We start from the raw sequence: 25716 nt of genomic DNA, 5'->3' as shown, positions 1-25716 counted from the left end.
CAAAAACTTTATCCACTTCTTTTATAATGCAATAAAATTTTGAACACATACTGTTTGTTCTAATTGTTGGTTTTCGGTAATTGCTTGTTCCAACGAACGAATATCTTCAATTGTTTGAACTGGTTCTGTTAATGTAACATCGATATTCCCCCACCCTTCTGCGTAAATGTAAACAACAAAATATTTGTACTCTTTCATCGTATTTAATACCTCCATACATAAACAAAATTAAAATCCTACAACACGTCCACCAAGCCAACTAACAAGACTTGCCGCTAAATAAACAATCGCAAAACCAATAGCCACGTTAACCATCCATCCTGTATACATCTCTTTCTTTTGAGGATCTCTTGCAAACGTCCAAAGCAAACCAATAATTACAAGCACCAGTCCGGCTAGAACTGGTGCTATCGGTTTAATCCCGTCTGTAATATTTGTGATTGTCTGGATTGCATCTTGCATACATATTCAACTCCTTTCATTCGAAATAACTATCATTCAGATTGTTTTGCTACATCTGTAATTTGCTTTTGATATTGCACATTAAAATTCAATATGATTTCCTGATGCTGCTTATGAAGCCATTCATAATAGGAACCATCATTTGCTTCTAATATTTCCTTAGCCAATGTTTCAAACTCCTTAAAGCCAGTTGGTTTTGCAGACTTTTTCTTTTTGGAACGCGCAGACTTCTTTGATGCAGCCATTGATTGTTTCTCTCTCCCTTCTAACGTTTTAACTTGCTGGTTTTCCCGATGTGGTTGATTAGACATATGTATCACCTCCTAAATTTGAACAAAATAAAAACCCTTTTCTCGTGAAAGAAAAGAGTTCATTGTCGGAAGTCCAAAACTTCCTGATACTAATAATTTAACACTGTTTTTATGGAAATTTGTCCGTTGTTTGTTCGGAGAAAGTACGGGAAAAGTTCACTAAATGATTTAATTAAAATAAAGATTGATCTAATATCTTATACTCTGATTGGAACATCAATTCTTCGTCTTGCTACACATATCCCACTTTTAACAATGTAGCACTCTACATAATGATTTCCTCTAAAAGAAGTCTCTTCATAGTGACTAAGTTTATCCGTTTGCTCACCTCTAACACAGTCTTTTTGTTTTGAGACCTTTCCTTGGTTTTTAATTTTCCAGTACACCTCGTATGGCTGCAGAGTATCTGTTGTAGCAATAGTCGGGAGAAGAATTTCTCTTCTTTTCTCAATAAATTACATACTAAGAAGAAAAAAGTTTCAAATGGGCCGTTATCATATTTGATGGAGCTTCTTTCGTTTTTCTTCATAGAATACTCTTCTAATTTTCCTTTCAGCATTGTTACGAACTTGGTTAACACGATTTCTGGATATGCATAAGGTGGAAACTAATTGATTAATAGGAGTTGATGCTTTTATCAAACCGTAAAACTCATCCAATATAAACAATTCTCTTTTTGATAATCTGTCGAGAAGCAGAGGACGTACGGTTTTGTAAATCTCTATGAAACGTATAAATTGTTCTGATTCCCGATCTTTAAGTATTTTATAATAAGATCTTCGTGCACCCCAGCTTGGAACAGTAATCATTCTCTCAAAGAAATTCATGTCGTCATCATTCAATTCATCCTTATAACTCTTCATCATAAACCCCTTTTCCATTTCATATATTATTAAGCAAACTGTTCCAATTCTGAAATACCATTATGCCACAATCGCGCCCTTTTGTTGAAGTGTATTCCTTCACATAAGACACTTATTAAATTGGAATTTCACCCTGCACAACAAGATAACTTCGATACATCTTTATCAAAAGTAAGTGCAGCTAATTTTAAACCTTCTGCCATTGTCAAATATGGTGCAAGGGTATCTTTTAAATCGTCTACAGTTAAGCCAAACTTAACCGCTAATGTCGCTGCATAAATTCCATCTCCTGCATTTTCAGATACGATATGTACCCCAAGTACTTTTAATGTCTTTGCGTCTGCAACAAGCTTGAATACACCTGTTGTTTCACGGTTTACAATTGCTCTTGGAACGGCATCTAACGGTAATACAGATGTTTTCACTTCGTATCCTTTTTCTTTTGCTTGTTCCTCTGTTAAACCAACTGTAGCAATCGATGGATTTGTAAATGTCACGCCAGGAACAACCGATAAATCTATTTTTTTATTTAAACCACCAATCGCATTATCAGCAACAATTCCACCTTCATAAGCTGCGACATACACAAATTGCGGTCCTAATGTTACATCTCCTGCTGCATAAACCTTTTCATTACTTGTTCTAGCGTAATCATTTATTAGAATTTCTTTTCCTTTTCCAACTTCAACCCCTGCGGCACTTAAGTTTAACGAATCCGTATTTGGTTTACTTCCTGTTGCAACAAGTAAATGCTCTGAATCCACCACTTTTTTCTTACCATCTACTGCTATATGGACCTTTTTTAGTTCTCCAACTTGTTCTACACGCTCAAAAGTTACCCCTTTTACAATGTTTATACCTTGTTCAATTAAGACTTTTTCTACTGTTTCTGAAATCTCTGGGTCATACTTTTTTAAAAGTCGCTCACTTCTTTGCATAAGCGTAACCTCTGAACCTAAATTATGAAACAGTTGCCCAAGCTCCATTCCGATATATCCTGAACCGATAATCGTTAATTGCTTTGGCACCTTTTTTAATTCAAGTAGTGTTGTACTTGTAAGATAATCTACTACTTCAAGTCCTGAAATTGGCGGTAGTGACGGAGAAGCACCCGTTGCAATTAAAAAGCGGTTTGCTGAAAATTTCTCTCCATTTACTTCAACTATATTTTCATCAACAAACTTAGCTTCACCCTTTATTAAATCGATGTCATATTCATCTATTAAATCTATATATTTTTGTTTTCGAAGTTCGTTAACTAAATCATCCTTTTGATTTACCAAAGAGGCTAAGTTAACTTCCCCAGCAGATGTTTGTAAGCCTGTGAACAGATTTTCCTTTGCTGAATGATTAATTTCCCCTGCCCTTAGTAGTGTCTTTGATGGAACGCAACCAATATTTACACAAGTCCCACCAACTATTTCACGTTCAATCATTCCAACTTTTGCACCATATTCAGTCGACTTAATAGCAGCAGAAAAAGCAGCACTACCAGAGCCAATAATAAGAAGGTCATAACCTTCTTCATTATACAAAACCACATTTTCTTCTGATGGTATTTTTTTAATTTCTCCAGGTTGATAATTTGTTTCATCAATCGCTATTTTTGCATTTTCAACCCCAACACCGTCTGACAATTCAAATATTGCTTCACCACGACGAAAACTAACTTCAATATTTTTAGCACCTATATTTTCAAGTGCTGATACTACGTGCCTTTCACAACCCTTACAAGTCATTCCTTGAATGTTTGCCTTATATTTCTTCATAAAAAAACTCCTTTCGTAATCTCAGATTAATGTTTCTATTATTGGACACGAATGTAATTGTTTTTCATCTGGACAACGTTGTTTTAGGTCATCTAACATTGTTTCAATTCGTTTTAAATCCTCTATTTTCTTTTGAACTTCCTCTTGTTTTTTAGAAACAAATTCAAACATATTTTGGCAACGAGCTTCATCTTTATCTACAACCCCAAGTAATTTATAAATTTCACTCAAAGAGAAACCAAGCTCTTGAATTCGTTTAATAAATCCTACACGCTTAACGTCATCGTCTGAATATATCCGATAACCAGCTTCCGTTCGGGAAGGTTCCTGTAATAATTTTTTTCGTTCGTAAAACCTAATTGTTTCTTTATTAACTCCGCATTTATCTGCAAACTCACTGATGCGATAAATCACATAAGTCACCCCTAGAACAATTATAAACCGTGTACTATAGTACACGGTCAAATATAATACTTTACTTTATCAAGTATCCTGCTCCACAATCTGGCCCGTTTGTCGAATACCATAAACCTCAACATCAAGTTTCTAAATAAACTATATCTGATAAGGGATAAATGTACAATAGCCTACTGAAATCCCTCTCATTTAACGCTTGCGCAAAATAAAAGTACAATAACAATAATTGGAATCCCTAACGACCATTTCCAAAACACAACAGAACCAACTATGTTTAAATAAAAGTCGGTATGCATAAACCATTGAAGTGCCGCCAAAATTATAACTGCACAAAATACCAACAATAGAAGAAACAGTATTAGCCAAAACATGACTAATACTGTTTTCTTTGCAGCATGAACTAAACTCATCATTATAAACCCACTCTCTCATTAAACATGCCATATAGATTTCTACCCAGCATTTCTAGTGCATCTTTTTTCAATTCATAATACCTTGTTCTACCGATATACAATTGCGGATAAATAACTTCATCACTATACCTAGAGCCATCATTTCGCTTTTGCATATATTTTAATTTAACTAGTTTCTTCTCAGCAGGATTTAATGCTTCCATTGCAGCATATAGTGTTTCTAGCCACTCACATGCTTCTACAGATTTTAACGCATATTGTTCTGTTTTGCTATGATTAGAATTTGTTCCACCTGGTACATCTGTAATAACAGAAGTAATGCTTGGAACCTGTGTCTTATGAGACATGGCTTTTATTTTAAAAAAGCGATTCAACCAGTTTTCTTCCGCATATTCTATATAAAATTGCTGTTCATCTTTTAATATTTCCTTTAACTCTTCTTTGGTATAGTAACCTTCAATTGTAGCTGTCAGACTCATTTACTATCATTCCTTTCCTATAGGTGACGTGGTATTTAACATTGCACTCACTCGATTATAAATAGATTGTGAAGAAGTAAAACCTTCATGGAATGTCTTTGATTCAATTTCGTACATTTCAAATGCAGTTCTTGATATCGTTATTCCCTGAACACCTACAGATTGATTAACTTGTAAAGAGAGTATCTCATGATAAAGTGGATCATTTTCTTTACCTAAAAACTCATATACATGTCTTTGTTCAAGTAAATGAAACATTATATTCCTCCTTGTATATTATATTTAAGCTACTTACCATACTTTTTATTATGGCGTTCTTATTTTATTAGCTTTTCTCTTATTTCTTTGACTGTTGGAACGTGTTTTTCAGTTTTCGGACTCTTATGCTTATGGTGATTCCATTCGAGCCACTTACGCTCCGTTTCTTCTTGACTATCTTTTGGATCAAATACCATAACGCTTTTCGTTCCTCGAAACATTTAAAATCGCTCCTTTCTTCGGTAACTTTCTCCTTCAATCCTAATTGCGGTAGAAAGATCCATCATTCTATCAATAATTCGCTGACCATTATTTCCGTATTTTTCTGTAAGCATTGATTCTGAATAGTTTGTTGAACAGATGATAGATTTATTGAGTCTCATATCAAATATTTTGTACAACACATCAGATGCCCAACTCTCATGTCCATATTCGTTTGCTTTCACATATTCAGAGCCAATATCATCCAGCACTAATAAATCTAAGCCATTAATCATCTTAAAAATTTGCAGATCATTGATTTTCGAATCTGGTTTGTAAGTATTTTTAATATGATCAAATAAATCCGTAACTTTAATATAGAGTGTTTTATAGCCTTTTTGGCGCAATGCTTTTGTGATAGCAAAGGACAAGTGACTTTTACCCAATCCACAATTACCACTAAAAATAAGTGAGTGAATACCATCAAAAGACGCTACGTATTCTGTCGCTATTTTTTTGGCTTTTATTTGTGACTTTTCTATAGGTTCATAAGATTCAATTGTTGCTTCTTGTAAATCTTCAGTAACACGTTCAAATGCAGCAATGAATTTTCTTTCCTTTCTTTTTTCTCTTTCTTCCTTCGTCGTTACATTCAATTCATTTATTAGTTGCTGGTCTATACAGTGCTTGCATGCTCCTATAATACCTCTAGGAGTTTCATACAATGTATATATATGATCACATTTTTCACATTCTTTTTCGTCATATTTTTTTATTGGAAATTTTGTATCAAGTATAGAACTAATTAATTCCACGTATAACACCTCCTAAAATCTATCTCTCTTTGGATTATATTCTAATTGTTCTTTGGGTTGTTTTTTCGGATTCTGATTCTTACTTTCTATTTCTTCGACGGTTAATAAAGATTCATTTTCCCAATTTTTAAGAATTCCTTCTATATACTTCAATCTTCTAGCATCATTTTCACAAGCAATATTTAATGCTTTTAAGATGACCTTACTAGGTTCTTTAAAAGAAGAATCATCCAACCACAACAACAACTGCTTTTTAGCATGAATATTATTGATACCAAATCCATTTTCATCCCAAAACTGAGTGATCTCAGCCACTTTTCTTTCTTGTTCTTTGTCTTTATCTCCATCTGTATCTTCTTCTTTTTCTAAATCTAATTCTTCTTCTGTTCCGTCACGTGACGTCACGCTAACGTCTTTTGTTTTTGCTTCTGTTAATTGTTTCTCTTTTTTCCTTTCACGGTAACGTTTGTTTCTTTCTGCTGCTAATCTTCTTACACGGTCCATCCCTTCCACATTTTGATGTTTCTCCCAATTTGTGATTCTAATAAATGAAGCATCATCAATAAATATCATTCCGAAATCTTTTAGTGTATTTAAAGCTAATCTCACGGTATTTAGTGACCTACCAAAAATGGTAGAAAGCATTTCTTCTGAATAAGGGACATTCTCATTTAAGTAAATATATCCATTTGAATTCGTTTTTCCGGCTTGTGAGAGTAGTTTAATCCAGATAATTAAAATCGTATCGGCTTCCGGTAGTTGTTCAATTAATTTTATTTTTTCGTCATCAAACATGGTTGTACTTAACTTAATCCATTTTATATTGCTCATTTCCCTACCTCCTGTGTTATTTAAAATTCACCTATTAAAGGAGTTGGTTGTTAAACGAGTTGGTATGGAAACTTCCTATTTATTTCATTTGCGTTTTGATTTGTTGCAGACAACCATTTAAAGAATTCTTTAGTTGGAACACGTGGATGGCCCAATTCTCTATTTACTGGAAAATCTTTTCTGTGAAAAAGTTCATTACATTTACTTTCCCCAATATTTACTAATTCCATAAACTGCTTTCTAGTTAATAAATGCGGTAATTCATTTTGTTTTAATTCCTGTAAAAGAATAGGCACCAACTGCTCTACCACATCATTTACTAGTTCTTTACTGAATTCTTCATTGATTTCAATATTTAACATTCTACATCCCACCTTTATCTTATTAATCAATAATTTTTTCTAAACTAACATTAAAAATATCTCTTAATTGTAATAGATGTTCGATTCGCAATGTCCTGTGACCGTTCTCAATTTGCGAATAATAATTCGCACTAATTCCTAATTCTTCTGCTATCATTTTTTGCATCACCCCCTTATCTTCACGTAATTGCTTTAAGTTCTTGTTAATCTTAATATTTTCATTCATTTACTCACCTCTTTAAAATCGCAATTTGTGAATTATAAATCCACTTTAACATCTCATAACGCGATTGTAAATGTTTTTTATCACTTTTCGCGATTTTTTAACTAAAAAATCATGAAATGCGATATACTAGATAATATAAAGAGGGGGGGGAACGTCTATGGGAGATAAGCTAATATCCAAAAAGTTAAAAGAACTTCGAGAAGAAAAAGGATATCTACAAAAGTTTGTCGCTGATAAAATAGGCGTAAGAAGTAATACTCTTTCAGGGTATGAAAATGGTACTCGTTCCCCTGACCCAGAAATGATTTTAAAATTGGCTGAACTATATGATGTCTCTACTGATTATTTACTTGGAAGAACAAGTAATAGAAACAGTGAAACAGAAGATGATATTGATGAAGAGTTAAGAGAACTTTTATCAGAAATGAATGTGTGGTATAAAAATGAACCTGAAGATAAAGAATTAAAGCTTCGTATGTTACGTAAGATGATCCAGTCGTTTGAGGAATCTGATTAAAACATTCATTAGGTGTACATTAAGTTGTACACCCATATTTTTACCTGTTTATCGAACATGTGTTCTGTTATATTATTTAATATAAGAACAAGTTTATTTATTGGTGGTGAATGAATGCAAGAAACAGCATATTATGTAAAGAATTTTTTTGAATCGTTATTAATTAAAAGTCCGCAACAATTAAACATGCAGCATATTACTGAAAAGTTAGGTATTAAAATTGTTTTTTGGGATTTTTCTAGTGCTATTGCTGAACGTAATGGTAAATATAATTTGTTTATCAACCAACAGTTAACTGAACAACAACAATGGCAAGATTTTGGACATGAAATGAAGCATTATTGTTTTGATCAAGGCAATCAAAATGACTTATTTAACTCTTTCATATATTATCAGGAAGTAAAAGCAGAATATTTTGCATACCATTTTTGTATACCTACTTTTATGTTAGAACAATTAAAGGAGGTGACTATTCATGATGTAGTACGAGTCTTTAATGTGGAATTTGAATTTGCTGCAAAGAGGTTTGACATGTATAAAAACGAACTAATTCATGCAGCAGAATCTTATGTCAGTTATGACTAAATGGGAGGCATAAAAATGCATTGCAGAAAGGTAAAATCAAAGTCAGGCTATGCGTGGGAATGTTTTGGAGATGCACCTAGAGATCCTAGGACAGGAAAAAGAAAATTAATCAAAAGAAGAGCTAAAACCCAAAAGGAGGCAAAAGATCGATTAGAAAAAGCAATAAACAAATTAAACCAACAAATGTATCCCGATTTATTAAGTGAAAAAATAACATTTGGACAATTGAGTAAAAAGTGGTTAGATATATATGCTGCCACAGGTGTAAAAAAAGGAAGTATAAGAATACGCGAAAAAGAAATTAAAATTCTAAATAGGCATTTTCAGTATTTATTGGTAACAGAAATTACCCATCATATGTATCAAAGCATGTTAATTGAGTTAGATAAAGATGGTTATGCCTATAACACAATCAGTGGAGTAAACACTTGTGCAAATATGATTTTTAAATATGCTATGAAAAATAAATTGATTGCGGAAAATCCAAGAGAAGATGCCTTTATCCCTAAAAAAGCTGTTACTGTAAAACAACTTGAAGAAACAACTATAGAAGAAACCTACTTTGAAAAAGATGAATTATTAACCTTTTTAGATTCCGTACTAAAAATTGGATTAGATCTAGATAAGGAAAGGTTCTATACCCTTGCTTTTTCTGGTATGCGTCCTGGGGAACTAACGGCATTAAAGAAGTCAGATCTTGATTTTAAAAACAATACAATTAGAGTGAGTAAAACGTTGTATAACGAAAACAATAATATGAAACAATATACCCTTGGACCAACTAAAACGAATAAAATACGTATAATCGATATGGATAAAAAAATTATGGCTATGTTAAGAAAGTTAATTCAAAAAAATGATCAACATAAATTAAAATATCGGACGATGATTGAGGATTTTCATGATGAGGACTTTTTATTTCAACGATCAAATGGATATCCATATGCAGTTAAGAATCTAGGTGACAGAATGAGAAGGATAATGAAATATACTGATATAAAGAAAAAACTGACTCCTCATTCATTTAGACATTCTCATATTTCAATGATGACAGAATCTGGAATTGATTTACCAACAATTATGCAGCGAGTGGGACATGAAGATCCTGATACGACATTAAAAGTATACACCCATGTAACAGAAAAAATGAAGGTTAAATCTATCGAGAATTTGTCAAAAATGAACAATGATTTACTTGAAAATTTATCTTTATAAAATAAATGTTACCTTTTTGTTACCTTTTCATCAAAAAACGAGGTCTGCCCTCTGGCAAACCCCGTCATACCAATCTTTATTTACTTAGGCTTACATCATGCCCGGCATTCCGCCGCCCATGCCGCCCATATCAGGCATTCCGCCGCCACCGTTTTCGTCCGGTTTGTCGGCTACGACTGCTTCTGTTGTTAGGAACATTGCTGCAACAGATGCTGCGTTTTGTAATGCTGAACGGGTTACTTTGGTTGGGTCAACGATTCCTGCTTCAATCATGTTTACCCATTTGCCAGTTGCTGCGTCAAAGCCGACACCTTGGTCTTCGCCTTTGAGACGTTCAACAACGATAGAACCTTCAAGGCCAGCGTTTTCTGCAATACGACGTACAGGCTCTTCTAGTGCGCGAAGAACGATGTTAGCTCCTGTTTCTTCGTCGCCTTCTAGTTTAAGTTCAGCTACTTTATTGTAAATGTTAATAAGTGCTGTACCTCCACCAGAAACGATACCTTCTTCAACAGCTGCACGTGTTGAGTTTAAAGCATCTTCAATACGTAGTTTCTTCTCTTTAAGTTCTGTTTCAGTTGCTGCACCTACTTTGATGACAGCTACGCCACCGGCTAGTTTAGCTAGGCGCTCTTGTAGTTTTTCTTTATCGAAATCAGATGTTGTTTCTTCAGATTGTGCACGGATTTGTGATACGCGTGAAGAAATTGTTTCTGGATTTCCGCTACCTTCAACGATTGTTGTGTGGTCTTTTGTAACAATTACTTTAGCTGCGCGACCTAATTGCTCAACTGTTGTGTTTTTAAGCTCAAGGCCTAAATCTTCAGTAACAACTTCTCCGCCTGTTAGAACACCGATATCTTCTAACATAGCTTTACGACGGTCACCGAATCCAGGTGCTTTAACAGCTACAACGTTGAATGTACCGCGAAGCTTGTTAAGAACTAATGTTGCAAGAGCTTCCCCTTCAACATCTTCAGCAATCATAAGAAGTGGTTTACCTTGTTGAACAACTTCTTCAAGTACAGGTAGTACTTCTTGGATGTTACCGATTTTCTTATCTGTAATTAGAATGTATGGATCTTCAAGAACTGCTTCCATTTTCTCTTGGTCTGTCACCATGTGAGGTGAAGTGTAACCGCGATCAAACTGCATTCCTTCAACAACTTCTAATTCAGTGTTGAATCCTTTTGATTCTTCAACTGTGATAACGCCATCGTTACCAACGCGTTCCATTGCTTCTGCGATTAGGTTTCCTACTTCATCATCACCTGAAGAAATAGACGCAACTTGTGCAATAGATTCTTTGCTTTCAATTGAGTTAGAAATTGTTTTTAGGCCGTCTACTGCTGTTGAAACAGCTTGTTCAATTCCGCGACGCACACCAACTGGGTTTGCACCAGAAGTAACGTTTTTCAAGCCTTCACTAATCATAGCTTGAGCTAGAACTGTAGCTGTTGTTGTACCATCACCAGCAACATCATTCGTTTGAGAAGCCACTTCAGATACAAGCTGTGCTCCCATATTTTCAAAACGATCTTCGAGTTCGATTTCTTTAGCGATAGTCACACCATCATTTGTAATTAATGGTGAACCGAATTGTTTATCTAAAACCACATTACGACCTTTAGGTCCAAGTGTTACTTTTACAGCATCTGCGAGAGTTTCAACACCACGAAGCATTGCGCCGCGTGCGTCTTCACTAAATTTAATATCTTTAGCCATAGAATAAAGCCCTCCTTAAGTTTAATTCATTAATATCTGTGTAAGTTTTAGCCAATAACAGCTAAAATGTCATCTTCGCGAAGAATTAAGTATTCTTTACCTTCATAGTTAACTTCTGTTCCAGCAAATTTTGAATAAATAACGCGGTCTTCTTCTTTCACTTCCAAAGCAAGTTTTTCACCGCTATCAGTTACTCGGCCAGTACCCACGGCAACGACTTTACCTTCTTGTGGTTTTTCTTGTGCCGAGTCAGGAAGAACAATACCACTTGCTGTCTTTTCTTCTTGCTCTACAAGTTCGATTACAACACGATCCCCTAATGGTTTAATCATGTAGACAACCTCCTTAATTCTTTATCCAATTATTTTTTGCATTTTAGCACTCGATTGCTTTGAGTGCTAACACCACTTAATATAATAAATAATTTCTTAAAAAAATGCAAGTAATGTATTTAGAAAATTTATTTTTAACTGAACTACATATCCTTCTGTTATTATGCAGGCATGAAATATGATAAAATGCATAATATATTTAAATATTCCCGAGTGGATATTATATAGGAAAATATAAATAGAAAGTCTCAATAAAGGAGTCGTGAATTTTGACAAAAAGATATTGGTGGGTCATCATTACATATATTATTATGCAAATTTCTGTACCCATTATCGTTGTGGCGTTTTCAATCACTAATATACAAACGAATGTGTATATGACGGTAGCCAGTTTCGCTCTGGCCTTAGTAATAACTTTACTTTTAATGAAACCCGATATGGAACTAGCTGATACACGTGATCATTCAAAAGCTGGACAAATTATTATCTGGTCAATCATCGGTGTGTTTATGGCGTTTTTTGCTCAATCCATCGCTGTCACCATCGAATTAAATTTATTCAAAACCGTTCCAGGATCTGAAAACACACAAGGTATTATGGAAATCGCTCGGTTAGTCCCGCTTTTTGTGATCATCCCAGCGATTATCGCGCCTATTTTAGAAGAAATCATTTTTCGAAAAATTATTTTCGGTTCACTTTATAAACGGATGAATTTCTTTATCGCAGCGATTTTATCTGCATTTATTTTCGGGATTATTCATCAGGAACCTGAGCATATATTAATTTACGCGTCGATGGGACTCGTGTTTGCGTTTCTTTATGTCAAAACAAAGAGTATTTTAACCCCAATCATCGTCCATGCGGCTATGAACTCGATTACAGTCTTGGTTCAGTTCAATACAGATCCGGAAGACATTAAAAAGATGCAGGAACAATTCGAAAACTTACAGTTAATTATAAATGGAGGTTAATCAATGCAGAAAACATCTCCAGGTCTAATGGCTATTATCTATATAGCCATGGGTATCCTTTTTACAAACCTCGCTATCAAATCGGCGGACGAGACTATTTGGAATGCAGCAACACTTGCTTTAGCTGCTATTGCTGCCCTTGATTTCGGTGTCGGTATTCGTTTTATTAGAATGTTTTTTAAAAAGAAGGATAAAAAAGAGTAGCCTATACGAAATTAGAGCATTGAATTGCATGTCAATTTGATGCTCTATTTTTATTGTAAAAATAATGCTTAGTGAACTTAATAATGCATGAGATATTTAAGATTCACACTCTGAAAGTTGCACTTCTTGAAAGTCGAAGGGGATTGGGGATTAGTTCCTTTTAATAATCAGGTTTCCCATTATCGCCTAATGTCTATTTTAGGCAATCTGTAATTCTCCAGAATCTACCGCTGAAGAAGATTTGTTTAGGTAGACATTTAATTATGAAGGTATTTGCAAGGGAGAAAAAAACATGTTACTATACAGTTAATAAAATTTAACCGGTAAAACAATTTGAGGTGACGAATCAATGAAAGAAATGAAAACTCTAACAGATTACAGTCAATTAAAAGCAATCAGTGACCCTATAAGGGCCGAAATTCTTATGCGGCTGATAGAAAGGCCACTTACGGGAAAAATGCTGTCTGATAAGATAAAAATGTCTCGCGCTAACATTCATTATCATTTAAAAGAATTGGAAAAAAACCATTTGATTGAACTTGTCCGAAAAGAGGAAAAAGGTGGGGTTATTCAGAAGTTTTACCAGTCAGTAGCCAGGGGATTTACACCGTCTGCGGATCTCTTGCCCTATCTTAGTGATGTTAGCGAATCGGCACGTCAGATGCTCATACAAATGAATGAAAGTACAAAAAGCGCTATTCTTTCCGCTCCTGAAAAGTCATTTGAATGGCAGACAGCTAGTGAGGATCCATCTGATTGGAATTTTGTCGGATCAATATGGCAATTAGAATTGACGGAAGAAGATTTCCAAAAATGGATTAAAAAATATTTCACCTTAATGGATGAACTTCGAGAAATCTCCAGGAAAACAAAAAATAATCCCGATGCCAATTACTATCTCGTTTCTACAATGGCTTTCGAAATAGATGAACTTATGATGGAAGAAAATATTAAAAAAGAAGAAAAGTAGTCACTTCTTTTTCTTTTTTACACAGTGGTTAAATAATTTTAACCGGTAAAATTATTTAACAAGGAGTGGGTACAGTGTTAAAACTACTGAAAAAGGACAATTTTTTATTGTTATTCCTCGGAAGAATTGTTGCGAATATTGGCGACAGTTTATACTATGTTGCATCAATGTGGCTTGTGCATGAATTAGGTGGTAATCCATTTTATACTGGATTAGCGGGTTTTTTAATTTTACTACCCGGAGCGTTTCAGTTTTTAACAGGACCATTTGTGGATAAATGGAGAATAAAAAAGGTACTGATCACAACGCAATGGCTGCAGGCTGTGTTAATTCTAATTATACCTCTAGCTTATGTGTTCAATTTTCTCAGTGTCACATTAATTTTAGTACTTATTCCATGTGTCGCCTGTATTCAACAATTCGCCTACCCAACCCAAACAAAAGCGTTGCCGTTAATTCTTAAACAATCGGAACTTGTGAAGGGCAATTCTTTATTTTCATTTGCTTATCAAGGTGTAGACACTATATTTAACGCTGTATCAGGTATTATAGTTGCTTTATTCGGTGCGATTGTCATTTACCTTGTCAATTCAGCAACATTTGCAATTGCAATGATTTTATTTTCATTTGTCACGATACCTCAGAAAACTTTGAAAGAACAAGGTAAACAAAGCAGCTTAAAACAAAAATTTTCTTCCTATAAACAAGATCTAACTGAAGGTATCTTAGTTGTTTTTCATTCATTACTGTGGGTGTTTTTGACAGGACCAATTGTTCTTAATTTCGCTAACGGAATTCTTATGGCAATTTTACCCGTCTATGCAGATGAGTTGGGTGGTGTTAAAATGTATGGCTTTCTATTAACTTCGGTGTCTGCTGGTGCTTTGATAGGTGCTCTTTCGGGATCTGTTCTTGGTAAATTTCGTGTTGGAAGGTTAGCTGGGTTGTGTTTTGTGTTGGGGGCTGTATCATTGTTCCTATCGGGTTGGTTATCACTCCCTGCTATAACACCTCTATTATTAGGCATCGCATGGATCCCAATCGGCGCAGTCAATGTATTGTTTGCGGCTGTCCATCAATCCGTTATACCAAACAGACTGCTCGGCCGCTTGAACTCAGTTATGTACAGTGTAAGCATAATTGCCATGCCCATTGGTTCTTTAGCAGGTGGCGCCTTAGCAACATTGATTGATAGTAGAATTATTTTCACAAGTACTTCACTGGGTTTTATATTTATTGCGCTTGTTTGGTTAGTTCATCCTGATCTACGACGCTTGCCTCAAGCTGAACAAATGGATGCGTCAACATTACATTTAAAAATAAAAGAAAATCAAGCTACTACTTAGACTAATAACTAAATGTATATTTCTCAATAATAATAGGAGGTTGTCTATAAGAACAGCCTCCTACTTTAGAAACAATTGGCTACATCCTTTCAAGACTTTTCATACTACAAAGAAAAAGTCATACCGCCTCAACGTTTTTTCCGGTAACGGACAATTATAAACTGAACTAGTTATAATTAACGGGTTACTTTTTTGTTTAATATTTATACAGATTTTTTTCGTCTTTTTAATTCTTCAGTCCCCTTCATGATGAATGACACTGGAACAACGAGCAAGATAAACACACCCGCTACCATAAAAGCTTCATTTATAGCTTGTAATGTCGCTTCTTGCATGTCGTTAATTTGAGTGAACACTTGTGCTTTACGCACCTCATAATAAATGGAGAAAAAGACGATACCGAACGAGGCAAAAATTTGCCTGATCACGTTATTCATCGCTGATCCTTGCGTGACTACTTTATCAGGAATAGCATTCATCCCCGTCGTCGTTGCAGGCATATTCCCCATTCCAAGACCCGCACTGCGGATACAATTCAAAATTAGGATTGTCCAAAATGACGTTGATAACGTATTAAATCCGAGAGCTAACGTGAAACCCCCAAGAATGACTAAACCTACTGGTATGACATATTTAGGGCCTTTTTTGTCTAAAAGTTTTCCACCTAACGTCATAAATACCCCGCTCACTAAAGCCGCTGGCAAAAATAATAAACCCGTTTCTATCTCACTAAATCCGTACACATTTTGCAATAGTAAAGGTAGCAAGAAGATACCCGAGAATAGCCCAATCGACGCTGTAGCTGTCACCATGATTGACACGGAATATGTCGGTATTTTAAAAATGGATAAATCAAGTAGTGGCGACACTTGCCTGTTTTCATATTTTACAAATAGAACGATGAAAACAACTCCTAAAACAAGCAGTGACAAACTTAGTGGAGATAGGAGTAAAGCTACCGTTGAGCCACGACCGAGGGCATAAAGAATCGAACCTACTCCAATCGTGATTAAAATAAAACCAACTAAATCAAATTTCAACTCTGTATCCTTTTCAGTCGGTTTCAAGAATTTACCACAAAAGAAAATCCCTGCTAAAGCAAATGGTATATTAAATAAAAATAAAAATGGCCACGTAAAAAATTCAATGACAACGCCACCAACTGTCGGGCCAATTGCCGGAGCGACCATGGCAGCGATACCGTAGAGCCCCATGGCTAGTCCACGTTCATTTTTCGGAAATGAATTAAAGATGAGCGCCATCGCTATCGGCATCATTAAACCACCAGCAATTCCCTGAATCGCGCGTGATGTGATGATTAACGGGAGTGTCGATGAAAGAGCTCCCGATACCGAACCGACAATAAATACAGCAAGCCCAATCATATAAATCTTTTTCTTACCAAAGTGATCACCTAAATACCCTGTCACCGGCATGGTCATCCCCATCGATACCATGAAAATGGTCAACAACCAACTCACCGCCACCGCATCGGCGTCAAATGTTTCCATAAAGTATGGAAGTGTCGGGTTGAGCATACTATTGTTTAATATAACCGTAAACGTTCCAAATAGAACAGATATCACAACTAGCCATTTTGAGTGTATTCTACTCATATCTATCATCAAACTCCCTATGTATTTCGAGTATCGAACTATTCTAGCATATCGTACAATTGGTAAAATAACAATCCATGAAGCTAGTCGTATCATGCTCATTTATCGTTCCTAGAATCGAGTGTAAACTATTTTTTCTGGGAGGGTAATGCAAATTCACTACCTGGATTAGAGGGGGTTTTACTTTCCAGGGAGGAGAAGCACGACATACTACCTGGATTTAAGAACAGGCTACTTTCCGGGGACGAGAAACGCGGCAGGCTACCTGGATTAGCGGATACTCTAATTTCCTGGGAGGATAACCGCAATACACTACCTGGTTTTTTGGACAACCCACTTTCTAGGAAGGAGAAACGCAGCACACTTCCTGGATTAGCGGATACTCTAATTTCCAGGGACGATAAAGACTCCTTCTCCTCAGACAAATAAGGCCACTCCATCAAAGAGTGGCCTTGAGATTTCAATATTAGGATGTATTTATAAAGTATATATTATTTCTGCTCAACCAATGGATAATGTTTTAAAAAGTATACAAGTGCTTGAAGTTCAACTGCTAAATCGATGTGATGCACACGAACATAGTCCGGTACGCTGATTCGTGCTGGGGTGAAGTTTAAAATACCTGTAATCCCTTGCTCGACCAATCGATTCGTTACGTTATCAGTCTCAGCTCCTGGAATGGTAAGAATAGCAACTTTCGTGTCGCCTAATTTCTCCTCAATCTCATCAATATTATAGATCGGTATTCCGGCAATTTCCGTTCCGACCTTCTCTTGATCCACATCAAACGCCATCTTGATTCTTGTATTATTATTTTTCGTAAAATTATAATTTAAAAAGGCTGTCCCAAGATTGCCTACACCAATGAGCGCGACATCCGTTAATTCATCATGGTCTAACGTTTTTCTAAAAAAACCTAATAAATACTCAACATTATAGCCATATCCTTTTTTACCTAAAGCACCAAAGTATGAAAAGTCTCTGCGAATGGTCGCTGAATCAACTTTTACCGCTTCGCTTAATTCTTTTGAAGACACGCGCGATTTTCCTTGATGTTGTAAATTATTTAAAAAACGATAATATAATGGCAGTCGTTTGGCTGTTGCCTGAGGAATTTTGTTTGGTTCCACTAGTTGTTCTCTCCTTTTTGACGGTGATAATCTCCTGATTTACCGCCTTTCTTCTCGATTAAGTAAGTTTGCCCGATGGTCATGCCTTTATCGATAGCTTTGCACATATCATATACGGTGAGGGCCGTAGCGCTGGCTGCCGTTAACGCTTCCATTTCTACGCCAGTACTACCTTTTGTTTTAACAGAAGCATAGATGATTAGCTCATAAATGTCATCTTCAACCTGCCATTCAAAGTTGATGTCGACACCTTTTAACTGAAGTGGATGACACATAGGTATCCAGTCAGATGTATTTTTTGCCGCCATAATGCCCGCCACTTGGGCCACTGCGAGTACATCGCCTTTTTCAATTTCTTTGGAAGCGATTTTTTCATATATTTCTTGGTTCACAAGGATACTTGTTCTTGCTAAAGCAACACGCTCTGTATCTTTCTTGGCGCTAATATCTACCATGCGCGCTCGCCCTTGTTCATTAAAGTGAGTAAAGTTCGACATTTGCTCATCTCCAATATGTATTCTTACTACTATATTACCAGAAAAAAGGTAAAATGTCGTGATTAACTTCACAATTCATTACCTGAGTTGCCTCGATTCACTAGAAAGTATACACTGATACTATGACGTTTTTTAACTTATTGGAGTGAACTGAACGATGATTATCATGCAACTCAATGGATTATCTAAGGCCTACGGGGCTGAAGATATTTTGAGCAATATAAAATTAGAAGTGAAAAGCAAAGACCGGATTGCGATTGTAGGTCGGAATGGTTCAGGAAAATCAACTTTGCTTAAAATCATGGCTGGTGAGTTGTCGCATGACACAGGCGAAATCATCAGACCTAAAGGTGTCAATACCGGTTATTTATCACAACATACTGACCTTGACTCAGATGAAACCATCTGGAATGAGATGATGACCTGCTTTCACCACTTATTAAAACAAGAAAAAGAATTAAGACATCTAGAAGAAAAAATGGGAGAAGCAAGCTCGCTCTCTTCTTCAGAATACACGCAGCTGCTTGAAGAATATGACCGGAAACAACAGGCTTTTGAAAGAAATGGTGGATATACCTACGAAGCAGACATCAAGTCAGTACTGTCAGGCCTCAGTTTTGATAGTTTCGATTATGATACACATATCAATACATTAAGTGGTGGGCAAAAAACGCGTCTCGCCTTAGGTAAATTATTATTAAAGAAACCCGATTTACTCATTCTTGATGAGCCGACAAACCATCTCGACATCGACACGTTAAGCTGGCTTGAAGGCTATCTTGCTAGCTATCCCGGTGCTATTGTCATCGTGTCACATGATCGTTACTTTTTAGACAAAACGGTGTCGATTGTTTATGAAATTTCACGCCATAAAATGAAAAAGTATCATGGTAGTTATACTAAATTTCTTGAACAAAGAGCGCAAGATTATGAGAAGGAATTAAAAGAATATGAAAAGCAACAAGTTGAAATCAATAAAATGGAAGACTTTATCCAACGAAATCTAGTCCGAGCCTCCACAACAAAACGTGCGCAGAGCAGGCGGCGTAAATTAGAAAAAATGGAGCGTATTGAAAAACCGCTTGGAAGCGAAGGCTCCGTTTCATTTAGCTTTGATATCAATCGCAGAAGCGGCAATGATGTTCTCAAGTTGGAGGATTTAAGCTTTCAATATAAAGATGATACGGACAAGCTATTCCATGGTCTGAATCTGCACATCAATCGCGGAGACCGGATGGCGTTAATTGGTCCGAATGGAGTTGGGAAAACAACATTACTCAAAGTTATTCTTGGGAGGTTAGATGCTTCCAGTGGTGTGATCCAAAAAGGTACTAATGTACAAATTGGCTATTATGATCAAGAACAAGCTGATTTAAATTCACAAAAAACTGTTTTAGATGAATTATGGGATGGTTATCCACAAATAAACGAGGCAGATATCCGTACTGTCCTTGGAAACTTTCTATTTTCTGGAGAAGATGTCCTTAAACATGTTAGTTCACTCAGCGGTGGAGAAAAAGCAAGACTGGCTCTGGCAAAACTGAAAATGCAAAATTCAAATTTGTTAATCCTTGACGAGCCTACAAACCATCTTGATATCGACAGCAAAGAAGTCCTTGAAGCCGCTTTGGCAGATTTTCCAGGAACGATCATTTTCGTATCTCACGACCGTTATTTTATCAACAGTATTGCGGATCATGTTGTTGAAATGGAGCGCGACGAATTTACTGTTTACTTAGGGGATTATGATTACTATATCGATAAAAAGAAAGAAGAAGAGGAAATTCGAAGTCTGCAGGAAACAAGTGAAATTATTGAAACTGTGGATGAAGGTCGGTTGAGTTTTGAACAAGAAAAACGACTGCAAAGTGAAAGAAGAAAAATAGAACGTAGAATCAATCAACTTGAAGAAGAGATTGAGGAATTGGAATTAGAGCAGGCCAAGCTTGAAGAAGAAATGGCCAAACCAGAAGTTTACGAAGATCATGAGGTCGCTCTTGAATACACGAAGAAAACCAGTGATATTAAACAAAAAATTGAGCAATTACTCGAGGAATGGACTGCACTCCACGACGGATAACGTCGAGAGTGCAGTTTTTTAGCGTTGCTAAACGGTCGCTTGCGCTTTTGAGGCGTCTAGCTACAGCGACCAGCAACTAGTAAGCTTCATCCCACCTCATTACGATAAGTCGACATCGAATCGCTGCGCTCTTCGTGTCTCCTTTATCTCAATCGTTGGAATTCCAGCTTATACGTTGCTAAACGGTCGCTTGCGCTTTTGGGGCGTCTAGCTCGAGTGACCAACGACTAGTGAACTTCCTTCACCTCCGTGCGATAAGTCAACATCGACTCACTCCGTTCGCCGTGTTTCCTTTATCTCCTCCGGCTCAGTCCAGTTCATACGTCGTTAGACGGTCCCTCTCGCTTCCGTACTTATCCACAGTCTTTTTTGTTGAAAAGGGTGGTAATACGGGGATATCAACAAAGTTATGCACATTATCCACAACTTTAGATTAAGATACTCACATTTTATATCCACAAGATTAACCTTAGTTTTATACCTTTCAACAGGGTTATGCACATTGCTGTGTATAATACCTGTAGATAACACTTTTATTTTAATATCAAGGACGGATTGGCATTTAAATCTAGACCGGATCGTCTTCCCTGTTCATAAGCTATCGTTCCAGCAGCTGCAATCATTGCCGCATTATCTGTGCATAAACTTAATGGCGGGATGAGAAGAGGGATATTTAAGTCCGCAAATTCACTTTCTAAAGCAGATCGCAATCCTTTATTCGCAGCCACACCACCAGCTACAATTACTTGCCTCACTTCATACTCTTTGGCTGCTCGACTTGTTTTTTTCGTTAACACGTCAATGACACTTGCCTGAAAGCTTGCGGCAATGTCTGCTTTTTTCAAGTCTTCCCCACGTTGCTTGGCGTTGTGTATTTTGTTGATAACTGCTGATTTCAATCCACTGAAACTGAAATCATAACTTCCTTCTTCAAGCCATGCTCTGGGGAAATCAATCGTTTCTTCTCCTTCGGCAGCTAACCGGTCAATCTGAGGCCCACCTGGATAAGGTAGATCCAACATGCGTGCAACCTTATCAAAAGCTTCTCCAGCTGCATCATCCCTCGTTTCACCAATTAACTCATAATGACCATGCTCTTTCATCAAAACGAGCTCTGTATGTCCTCCAGAGACGATGAGAGCGAGCAAAGGAAACTCAAATTCTTTTTCCAAGCGATTCGCGTAAATATGTCCTGCAATATGATGGACACCTACAAGTGATTTTTGTTTTGCAAAAGCGAGCGCCTTCGCAGCATTCACCCCAACTAGAAGTGCTCCTACGAGACCTGGCCCTTCCGTCACGGCAATCGCATTAATATCGTTCCAAGAAACATTTGCTTCATTAAAAGCCTCTTCTAACACAATTGTCATTTGCTCGACATGATGACGTGATGCAATTTCAGGTACGACCCCGCCAAAACGCTTGTGGCTTTCTATTTGCGAAGCGACTGTATTTGATACAATGTTCCGCCCATTTTTTACAATAGCGACAGCGGTCTCATCACAGCTTGTTTCAATTCCTAAAATATAAATATCTCTACTCATTATAAATTCACCCACATTACAATCGCATCTTCGCGATTATCTGTATAATAATTTTTCCGAACGCCTCCAGGTACTAGGCCAAATTTCCGGTACATCTTTTGTGCGACAATATTTGATGCACGGACTTCCAATGATAAACGTTTAACACCCATGTGAATTGCTTGTTGACAAGCAAAACCAAATAATTTTTCCCCGAACTTATGACCACGAAATTCTGGCATCACGGCAATATTTGTAATCTGGGCATCATCAATGACAACCCACATGCCTACATAGCCAATGATCTTATTTTCCAACTTCATAATAAAATAATGAGCCTGGTCATTCTTTTCAATTTCTAAATGAAATATATCTTCTGTCCATGGTTTAGAAAAGGAAACTTCGTCAACTTTCATGACGTCTTTAATATCATCGACTTCCATTTTTCGAATTGTTAGCTCAGCCATTTACTTCGAATCCCCTTGGGTTTTAATCCAGTTGGCCTCTGCCTCGGCTAAACGCAAGTAGTTAGGTGTTAAATGGTGTGTTGATTCTGATTCTTGGTGACTACCTGCAAGGGCTAAATCAGAGGGCTTCGCAATATGAAACATATCTTCAGGGATAATTGCCAGATCACCTAATTTTTCTTGAATGGCGTCGCTAAACCCTTCAATATCAGGGCTTAAAAACAAAACTTCTTGTTCTCGCTTGCTAAGTTCAGTAAGCCAATCATACATTAAAATATTCTGTTCTTTATGAACTGCCACCATCTCATTTGTTTGCCACTCGTAAAGGCCTGTATAAACTAGCCCACGCCGAGCATCAAAAAACGGGCAGATCACTGAATTATAAAAACGACCTTGATAAGCTAGAGCTTTTAAACTTGAGACACCAACAACAGGTATATCCAGTGCCCAAGCAAGTGTTTTCGCTGTTGTTAGACCAATACGAACGCCTGTATATGAGCCAGGACCTTTTGCGACGATAATTTTATCTAACTGCTCAGGAGAGGCATCAACTTCTTTCATAAGCTGATCAACTGCCGGCATCAGTCTGACCGAATGATTTTTAGCGAGATTAGTAACAAATTCTCCTATTACTTTATTTCCCTTCATAAGAGCCACACCCAGCACATGGTTGGATGTATCAATTGTTAAACTGTACATATATAATAACTCCTTAATGAGATTCAGATTATAATCTTTTCAATTCATTTATTACGTCTGCATAATGAGAGCCGACTGACATAAACTCAAATGCACGAGTATGTTCATCAACATAGGTTATATTAATATTTAAAAAATTTTTCGGTAAGTATTCTTCAATAAACTGTGCCCATTCAATCACTGTGATGCCATTTCCGTGAAAATATTCATCAAAGCCGATATCCTCATCTGAGTTTTCTAGGCGGTACACGTCCATATGATATAACGGCAACTCACCTGAGTACTCCTTTACAATGGTAAAAGTTGGACTGCTTACTGTTCGTTTGATACCAAGTCCTTGAGCAAGTCCTTTAGTAAAGGTCGTTTTACCAGCACCTAGGTCTCCTTCAAGCGTAATCACATCACCAGCTTTCAAAAGAAGTGCTAATCGTTTTGCTAATGTGTTTGTTTCAAGTTCCGTATGCGTTTCAATTTTATATGTTTCACTCATATCTTCACCTACTTTAAGTGTGTATACCCTTCTTTTTTTAAAACTTGTTTCTTAACTCCCTGAAACAAGTATACTTCTCCATGTTTATCATGCTCGTTTAATGTTACATTACCTACTTTTGTAATAAGTGTATTAGTCTTCTCCGCAGTTTCTTCCACTCTTGCCCATTCTCCTTCAGCCACCGTTCCCATCAATTCAAAATCTTCCCCACCAAAATACTTCCATTGATGTTGTAAAGACAAAGAAAACTGGTTTAAATTAGAACTTGTTGGAATGGCCTCATCCAAGAGATTAATCGTTACTTTTGAAGCTTCAGCGATTTCTCTCGCTTCATTCGCTAGTCCGTCACTAATATCATTCAAAGATAACCGGTTAATTCCACCAAGCGCGTTTGCAAATTCTATTTGCGGTGTTGGCATCCGGTGTTTCTTTATAAAATAGGAATTACTTTCAGATTGTTGATTGTTTGTTAAAATATGAAAGCCAGCTTGAGAGTCACCTAAAGTACCCGTAACAAACACAATATCTCCGGGACGTGCTGCACTCCTATAACGCGCTTTATCTTTTCGTACCTTTCCAAAAACAGTAATAGAAAATGTTAGCTCAGAACCGGAAACAGTATCGCCACCAATTAAATCAACAGCATACTTATCGGCTAAATGTCTCATACCCTTAAATATTTCATGTAATTCACCTGACGACCAGTTCTTCGGAACTACAGCACCCACAAGATAATAAGTTGGCGTAGCCCCCATGGCCGCCATATCACTCAAGTTAGCTGCAAGTGCTCGATAACCTATATGAAAGGGATTCATCGTTTCACGGGAAAAATGCACGTTTTCCACAAATACATCAACTGCGGTTACAATATCCTCTGCACTTTCTCTAATGACCGCCGCATCGTCACCAATTCCTTTAATCATACTTGATTGACGATAAGTTGACGGTTTAATTGAGTTAATAAAGGAAAACTCGTCCATGATATATCACCACGCCTCATACATGCTAAGTTAATCATAGCAAAAATAGAATTCAATTGAAAAATAACTGCCGATTTTAAATAAGATCACTTTTAGCTTTGTTTGGAGCTTGATACTTTCTATTAATTTACTCAACCCTGAATTACAAAATGCTCGTTTAGCAACGTATAGACTGCACCTCGCCAAGCGAGGTCGGTCAATGTCTAGACATGGTCAACTTCAGTATGAAGTTATCCACAGAAGTTTTAATGTTATAATTTCCTAAGCCATTAAAAAAACACATGATTTCAAAAGAAACCATGTGTTGTATGTATTTAAAATTTAGTGGCGGTCTGGACGGGACTCGAACCCGCGACCTCCTGCGTGACAGGCAGGCATTCTAACCAACTGAACTACCAGACCATATTTGGTTGCACTTTACAGTACGACTGATATTCAATTAACTAGTAGTTAATTCAACGTAGTAAATTGAATAATTTTGGTTGCGGGGGCAGGATTTGAACCTACGGCCTCCGGGTTATGAGCCCGACGAGCTACCAGACTGCTCCACCCCGCGATGTGAAAATTATTAGATAATGTTAAATTAAATAATATGTCTGGCGGCGTCCTACTCTTGCAGAGACAAAGTCTCAACTACCATCAGCGCTGAAGAGCTTAACTTCTGTGTTCGGTATGGGAACAGGTGTGACCTCTTCGCTATTGCTACCAGACCTAATTTCAAGACCAATGACTATTATATCTATATTTCTACAGGATTGCAAGTCATTTTATGAAAAAGTTATTTCTTATTAATTTATACCTTGAAAACTAGATAAGAGTAGAGGTCAATGACATCACATAGATAAAAGTTAGTTAAGTCCTCGATCAATTAGTATCCGTCAGCTTCACGTGTCACCACGCTTCTACCTCGGACCTATCAACCTCATCGTCTCTGAGGGATCTTACTCATTTAAAATGATGGG

The 25716-nt window shown here is 36.7% G+C and carries 32 protein-coding genes, 2 tRNA genes and 2 rRNA genes; 8 read left to right on the top strand and 28 right to left on the bottom strand.

Annotated elements, in window-relative coordinates:
* Nucleotides 1–21: 21 nt before the first annotated feature.
* From KQI49_RS09065 to KQI49_RS09000, 14 genes are all read right to left on the bottom strand, one after another.
* Nucleotides 22–198, bottom strand: coding sequence for a hypothetical protein (locus tag KQI49_RS09065; RefSeq protein WP_216488170.1), 177 nt, complete (start codon nt 196–198; stop codon nt 22–24).
* Nucleotides 199–228: 30 nt separating this feature from the next.
* On the bottom strand, nt 229–462 hold the full coding sequence (locus KQI49_RS09060; RefSeq protein WP_216488169.1) for a pilin: 234 nt from the start codon (nt 460–462) through the stop codon (nt 229–231).
* 32 nt (nt 463–494) lie between these two features.
* Nucleotides 495–773, bottom strand: coding sequence for a hypothetical protein (locus KQI49_RS09055; RefSeq protein WP_216488168.1), 279 nt, complete (start codon nt 771–773; stop codon nt 495–497).
* A gap of 197 nt (nt 774–970) precedes the next feature.
* Nucleotides 971–1207, bottom strand: coding sequence for a nucleotide-binding domain-containing protein (locus tag KQI49_RS09050; RefSeq protein ID WP_483887804.1), 237 nt, complete (start codon nt 1205–1207; stop codon nt 971–973).
* Between the two features lie 60 nt (nt 1208–1267).
* Nucleotides 1268–1636, bottom strand: coding sequence for a hypothetical protein (locus KQI49_RS09045; protein ID WP_216488167.1), 369 nt, complete (start codon nt 1634–1636; stop codon nt 1268–1270).
* 128 nt (nt 1637–1764) lie between these two features.
* On the bottom strand, nt 1765–3405 hold the full coding sequence (merA, locus tag KQI49_RS09040; protein WP_216488166.1) for a mercury(II) reductase: 1641 nt from the start codon (nt 3403–3405) through the stop codon (nt 1765–1767).
* A gap of 21 nt (nt 3406–3426) precedes the next feature.
* Nucleotides 3427–3819 (bottom strand): mercury resistance transcriptional regulator MerR, encoded by a 393-nt coding sequence (merR, locus tag KQI49_RS09035; protein WP_216488165.1) that lies wholly within the window; start codon nt 3817–3819, stop codon nt 3427–3429.
* Nucleotides 3820–4234: 415 nt separating this feature from the next.
* Nucleotides 4235–4714, bottom strand: coding sequence for an ArpU family phage packaging/lysis transcriptional regulator (locus tag KQI49_RS09030; RefSeq protein WP_216488164.1), 480 nt, complete (start codon nt 4712–4714; stop codon nt 4235–4237).
* A 6-nt stretch (nt 4715–4720) separates the two neighbouring features.
* On the bottom strand, nt 4721–4972 hold the full coding sequence (locus KQI49_RS09025) for a hypothetical protein (protein ID WP_216488163.1): 252 nt from the start codon (nt 4970–4972) through the stop codon (nt 4721–4723).
* 59 nt (nt 4973–5031) lie between these two features.
* Nucleotides 5032–5193: a hypothetical protein gene (locus KQI49_RS09020; RefSeq protein WP_216488162.1), complete on the bottom strand. Its 162-nt coding sequence runs from the start codon at nt 5191–5193 to the stop codon at nt 5032–5034.
* A complete protein-coding gene (locus tag KQI49_RS09015) occupies nt 5194–5988 on the bottom strand; it encodes an ATP-binding protein (protein WP_216488161.1) in 795 nt (264 codons plus the stop codon).
* A gap of 12 nt (nt 5989–6000) precedes the next feature.
* Complete coding sequence (locus KQI49_RS09010) at nt 6001–6819, bottom strand: phage replisome organizer N-terminal domain-containing protein (protein ID WP_216488160.1); 819 nt, start codon at nt 6817–6819, stop codon at nt 6001–6003.
* A gap of 50 nt (nt 6820–6869) precedes the next feature.
* The gene (locus tag KQI49_RS09005) at nt 6870–7181 is read right to left on the bottom strand and encodes a hypothetical protein (protein WP_216488159.1); all 312 of its coding nucleotides are present in this window, start codon (nt 7179–7181) and stop codon (nt 6870–6872) included.
* Nucleotides 7182–7203: 22 nt separating this feature from the next.
* Nucleotides 7204–7407, bottom strand: a complete 204-nt coding sequence (locus KQI49_RS09000) for a helix-turn-helix domain-containing protein (protein WP_216488158.1) — start codon at nt 7405–7407, stop codon at nt 7204–7206.
* 157 nt (nt 7408–7564) lie between these two features.
* Between KQI49_RS09000 and KQI49_RS08995 the strand changes: the two genes are divergently transcribed.
* The 3 genes from KQI49_RS08995 to KQI49_RS08985 all read left to right on the top strand — a co-directional run bounded on the left by KQI49_RS08995 (nt 7565) and on the right by KQI49_RS08985 (nt 9724).
* Nucleotides 7565–7924: a helix-turn-helix domain-containing protein gene (locus KQI49_RS08995; RefSeq protein WP_216488157.1), complete on the top strand. Its 360-nt coding sequence runs from the start codon at nt 7565–7567 to the stop codon at nt 7922–7924.
* A 114-nt stretch (nt 7925–8038) separates the two neighbouring features.
* The gene (locus tag KQI49_RS08990; protein WP_216488156.1) at nt 8039–8509 is read left to right on the top strand and encodes an ImmA/IrrE family metallo-endopeptidase; all 471 of its coding nucleotides are present in this window, start codon (nt 8039–8041) and stop codon (nt 8507–8509) included.
* A 15-nt stretch (nt 8510–8524) separates the two neighbouring features.
* Entirely contained in the window at nt 8525–9724 is a 1200-nt protein-coding gene (locus KQI49_RS08985) for a tyrosine-type recombinase/integrase (RefSeq protein ID WP_216488155.1), read from the top strand.
* A 90-nt stretch (nt 9725–9814) separates the two neighbouring features.
* On the opposite strand, the gene groL is transcribed toward KQI49_RS08985, so the two are convergent.
* Together groL and groES are read right to left on the bottom strand one after the other, a co-directional pair.
* Nucleotides 9815–11449: a chaperonin GroEL gene (gene groL, locus KQI49_RS08980; protein WP_216488154.1), complete on the bottom strand. Its 1635-nt coding sequence runs from the start codon at nt 11447–11449 to the stop codon at nt 9815–9817.
* A gap of 47 nt (nt 11450–11496) precedes the next feature.
* Nucleotides 11497–11781, bottom strand: coding sequence for a co-chaperone GroES (gene groES, locus KQI49_RS08975; protein ID WP_216488153.1), 285 nt, complete (start codon nt 11779–11781; stop codon nt 11497–11499).
* Between the two features lie 269 nt (nt 11782–12050).
* On the opposite strand from groES, the gene KQI49_RS08970 reads away from it, so the two are divergent.
* The 4 genes from KQI49_RS08970 (at nt 12051) to KQI49_RS08955 (ending at nt 15272) form a co-directional block, all read left to right on the top strand.
* Entirely contained in the window at nt 12051–12752 is a 702-nt protein-coding gene (locus KQI49_RS08970; protein ID WP_216488152.1) for a CPBP family intramembrane glutamic endopeptidase, read from the top strand.
* 3 nt (nt 12753–12755) lie between these two features.
* The gene (locus KQI49_RS08965) at nt 12756–12956 is read left to right on the top strand and encodes a DUF4305 domain-containing protein (protein ID WP_216488151.1); all 201 of its coding nucleotides are present in this window, start codon (nt 12756–12758) and stop codon (nt 12954–12956) included.
* 349 nt (nt 12957–13305) lie between these two features.
* Entirely contained in the window at nt 13306–13926 is a 621-nt protein-coding gene (locus tag KQI49_RS08960; protein WP_216488150.1) for an ArsR/SmtB family transcription factor, read from the top strand.
* 74 nt (nt 13927–14000) lie between these two features.
* Nucleotides 14001–15272 carry an MFS transporter gene (locus KQI49_RS08955; protein WP_216488149.1) on the top strand — a complete coding sequence of 424 codons (1272 nt, stop codon included), beginning with the start codon at nt 14001–14003 and terminating at the stop codon, nt 15270–15272.
* Between the two features lie 203 nt (nt 15273–15475).
* On the opposite strand, the gene KQI49_RS08950 is transcribed toward KQI49_RS08955, so the two are convergent.
* The 3 genes from KQI49_RS08950 to moaC all read right to left on the bottom strand — a co-directional run bounded on the left by KQI49_RS08950 (nt 15476) and on the right by moaC (nt 18515).
* On the bottom strand, nt 15476–16888 hold the full coding sequence (locus tag KQI49_RS08950) for an MDR family MFS transporter (protein ID WP_216488148.1): 1413 nt from the start codon (nt 16886–16888) through the stop codon (nt 15476–15478).
* A 491-nt stretch (nt 16889–17379) separates the two neighbouring features.
* Nucleotides 17380–18018, bottom strand: a complete 639-nt coding sequence (locus KQI49_RS08945) for a redox-sensing transcriptional repressor Rex (RefSeq protein WP_216488147.1) — start codon at nt 18016–18018, stop codon at nt 17380–17382.
* Complete coding sequence (moaC, locus tag KQI49_RS08940) at nt 18018–18515, bottom strand: cyclic pyranopterin monophosphate synthase MoaC (RefSeq protein WP_216488146.1); 498 nt, start codon at nt 18513–18515, stop codon at nt 18018–18020. Before moaC ends, KQI49_RS08945 begins: the two co-directional genes overlap by 1 nt.
* A 157-nt stretch (nt 18516–18672) precedes the next feature.
* Between moaC and KQI49_RS08935 the strand changes: the two genes are divergently transcribed.
* Nucleotides 18673–20595 carry an ABC-F family ATP-binding cassette domain-containing protein gene (locus KQI49_RS08935; RefSeq protein ID WP_216488145.1) on the top strand — a complete coding sequence of 641 codons (1923 nt, stop codon included), beginning with the start codon at nt 18673–18675 and terminating at the stop codon, nt 20593–20595.
* A gap of 533 nt (nt 20596–21128) precedes the next feature.
* On the opposite strand, the gene tsaD is transcribed toward KQI49_RS08935, so the two are convergent.
* The 9 genes from tsaD to KQI49_RS08890 form a co-directional block, all read right to left on the bottom strand.
* On the bottom strand, nt 21129–22139 hold the full coding sequence (gene tsaD, locus KQI49_RS08930; RefSeq protein WP_216488144.1) for a tRNA (adenosine(37)-N6)-threonylcarbamoyltransferase complex transferase subunit TsaD: 1011 nt from the start codon (nt 22137–22139) through the stop codon (nt 21129–21131).
* Nucleotides 22139–22585 (bottom strand): ribosomal protein S18-alanine N-acetyltransferase, encoded by a 447-nt coding sequence (gene rimI, locus KQI49_RS08925; protein WP_216488143.1) that lies wholly within the window; start codon nt 22583–22585, stop codon nt 22139–22141. The genes tsaD and rimI overlap by 1 nt, the downstream gene beginning before the upstream one ends.
* On the bottom strand, nt 22586–23284 hold the full coding sequence (tsaB, locus tag KQI49_RS08920) for a tRNA (adenosine(37)-N6)-threonylcarbamoyltransferase complex dimerization subunit type 1 TsaB (RefSeq protein ID WP_216488142.1): 699 nt from the start codon (nt 23282–23284) through the stop codon (nt 22586–22588). It lies immediately after the preceding gene.
* 28 nt (nt 23285–23312) lie between these two features.
* Nucleotides 23313–23774, bottom strand: a complete 462-nt coding sequence (gene tsaE / locus KQI49_RS08915) for a tRNA (adenosine(37)-N6)-threonylcarbamoyltransferase complex ATPase subunit type 1 TsaE (RefSeq protein ID WP_216488141.1) — start codon at nt 23772–23774, stop codon at nt 23313–23315.
* Between the two features lie 8 nt (nt 23775–23782).
* Nucleotides 23783–24754, bottom strand: a complete 972-nt coding sequence (thiL, locus tag KQI49_RS08910; RefSeq protein ID WP_216488140.1) for a thiamine-phosphate kinase — start codon at nt 24752–24754, stop codon at nt 23783–23785.
* A 325-nt stretch (nt 24755–25079) separates the two neighbouring features.
* Nucleotides 25080–25156, bottom strand: a tRNA-Asp gene (locus KQI49_RS08905).
* A gap of 77 nt (nt 25157–25233) precedes the next feature.
* Nucleotides 25234–25310: transfer RNA gene (locus KQI49_RS08900), tRNA-Met, on the bottom strand.
* Between the two features lie 38 nt (nt 25311–25348).
* Nucleotides 25349–25464 (bottom strand): 5S ribosomal RNA (gene rrf / locus KQI49_RS08895).
* A 138-nt stretch (nt 25465–25602) separates the two neighbouring features.
* A 23S ribosomal RNA gene (locus KQI49_RS08890) occupies nt 25603–25716 on the bottom strand; the annotation flags it as partial.

This window comes from Virgibacillus sp. MSJ-26 (assembly GCF_018918075.1).
GTDB lineage: Bacteria > Bacillota > Bacilli > Bacillales > Amphibacillaceae > MSJ-26.
Note: the sequence above shows the minus strand (reverse complement) of the source record. Positions and strands in the feature narration are given on the sequence as shown.

What these genes read in the sequence shown, in the direction of transcription:
- KQI49_RS09065 (WP_216488170.1), bottom strand. Translation starts at nt 198, where the DNA reads ATGAAAGAGTACAAATATTTTGTTGTTTACATTTACGCAGAAGGGTGG.
- KQI49_RS09060 (WP_216488169.1), bottom strand. Translation starts at nt 462, where the DNA reads ATGCAAGATGCAATCCAGACAATCACAAATATTACAGACGGGATTAAA.
- KQI49_RS09055 (WP_216488168.1), bottom strand. Translation starts at nt 773, where the DNA reads ATGTCTAATCAACCACATCGGGAAAACCAGCAAGTTAAAACGTTAGAA.
- KQI49_RS09045 (WP_216488167.1), bottom strand. Translation starts at nt 1,636, where the DNA reads ATGAAGAGTTATAAGGATGAATTGAATGATGACGACATGAATTTCTTT.
- merA (WP_216488166.1), bottom strand. Translation starts at nt 3,405, where the DNA reads ATGAAGAAATATAAGGCAAACATTCAAGGAATGACTTGTAAGGGTTGT.
- KQI49_RS09030 (WP_216488164.1), bottom strand. Translation starts at nt 4,714, where the DNA reads ATGAGTCTGACAGCTACAATTGAAGGTTACTATACCAAAGAAGAGTTA.
- KQI49_RS09025 (WP_216488163.1), bottom strand. Translation starts at nt 4,972, where the DNA reads ATGTTTCATTTACTTGAACAAAGACATGTATATGAGTTTTTAGGTAAA.
- KQI49_RS09020 (WP_216488162.1), bottom strand. Translation starts at nt 5,193, where the DNA reads ATGTTTCGAGGAACGAAAAGCGTTATGGTATTTGATCCAAAAGATAGT.
- KQI49_RS09010 (WP_216488160.1), bottom strand. Translation starts at nt 6,819, where the DNA reads ATGAGCAATATAAAATGGATTAAGTTAAGTACAACCATGTTTGATGAC.
- KQI49_RS09005 (WP_216488159.1), bottom strand. Translation starts at nt 7,181, where the DNA reads ATGTTAAATATTGAAATCAATGAAGAATTCAGTAAAGAACTAGTAAAT.
- KQI49_RS09000 (WP_216488158.1), bottom strand. Translation starts at nt 7,407, where the DNA reads ATGAATGAAAATATTAAGATTAACAAGAACTTAAAGCAATTACGTGAA.
- KQI49_RS08995 (WP_216488157.1), top strand. Translation starts at nt 7,565, where the DNA reads ATGGGAGATAAGCTAATATCCAAAAAGTTAAAAGAACTTCGAGAAGAA.
- KQI49_RS08990 (WP_216488156.1), top strand. Translation starts at nt 8,039, where the DNA reads ATGCAAGAAACAGCATATTATGTAAAGAATTTTTTTGAATCGTTATTA.
- KQI49_RS08985 (WP_216488155.1), top strand. Translation starts at nt 8,525, where the DNA reads ATGCATTGCAGAAAGGTAAAATCAAAGTCAGGCTATGCGTGGGAATGT.
- groL (WP_216488154.1), bottom strand. Translation starts at nt 11,449, where the DNA reads ATGGCTAAAGATATTAAATTTAGTGAAGACGCACGCGGCGCAATGCTT.
- groES (WP_216488153.1), bottom strand. Translation starts at nt 11,781, where the DNA reads ATGATTAAACCATTAGGGGATCGTGTTGTAATCGAACTTGTAGAGCAA.
- KQI49_RS08965 (WP_216488151.1), top strand. Translation starts at nt 12,756, where the DNA reads ATGCAGAAAACATCTCCAGGTCTAATGGCTATTATCTATATAGCCATG.
- KQI49_RS08960 (WP_216488150.1), top strand. Translation starts at nt 13,306, where the DNA reads ATGAAAGAAATGAAAACTCTAACAGATTACAGTCAATTAAAAGCAATC.
- KQI49_RS08950 (WP_216488148.1), bottom strand. Translation starts at nt 16,888, where the DNA reads ATGAGTAGAATACACTCAAAATGGCTAGTTGTGATATCTGTTCTATTT.
- moaC (WP_216488146.1), bottom strand. Translation starts at nt 18,515, where the DNA reads ATGTCGAACTTTACTCACTTTAATGAACAAGGGCGAGCGCGCATGGTA.
- KQI49_RS08935 (WP_216488145.1), top strand. Translation starts at nt 18,673, where the DNA reads ATGATTATCATGCAACTCAATGGATTATCTAAGGCCTACGGGGCTGAA.
- tsaD (WP_216488144.1), bottom strand. Translation starts at nt 22,139, where the DNA reads ATGAGTAGAGATATTTATATTTTAGGAATTGAAACAAGCTGTGATGAG.
- rimI (WP_216488143.1), bottom strand. Translation starts at nt 22,585, where the DNA reads ATGGCTGAGCTAACAATTCGAAAAATGGAAGTCGATGATATTAAAGAC.
- tsaB (WP_216488142.1), bottom strand. Translation starts at nt 23,284, where the DNA reads ATGTACAGTTTAACAATTGATACATCCAACCATGTGCTGGGTGTGGCT.
- tsaE (WP_216488141.1), bottom strand. Translation starts at nt 23,774, where the DNA reads ATGAGTGAAACATATAAAATTGAAACGCATACGGAACTTGAAACAAAC.
- thiL (WP_216488140.1), bottom strand. Translation starts at nt 24,754, where the DNA reads ATGGACGAGTTTTCCTTTATTAACTCAATTAAACCGTCAACTTATCGT.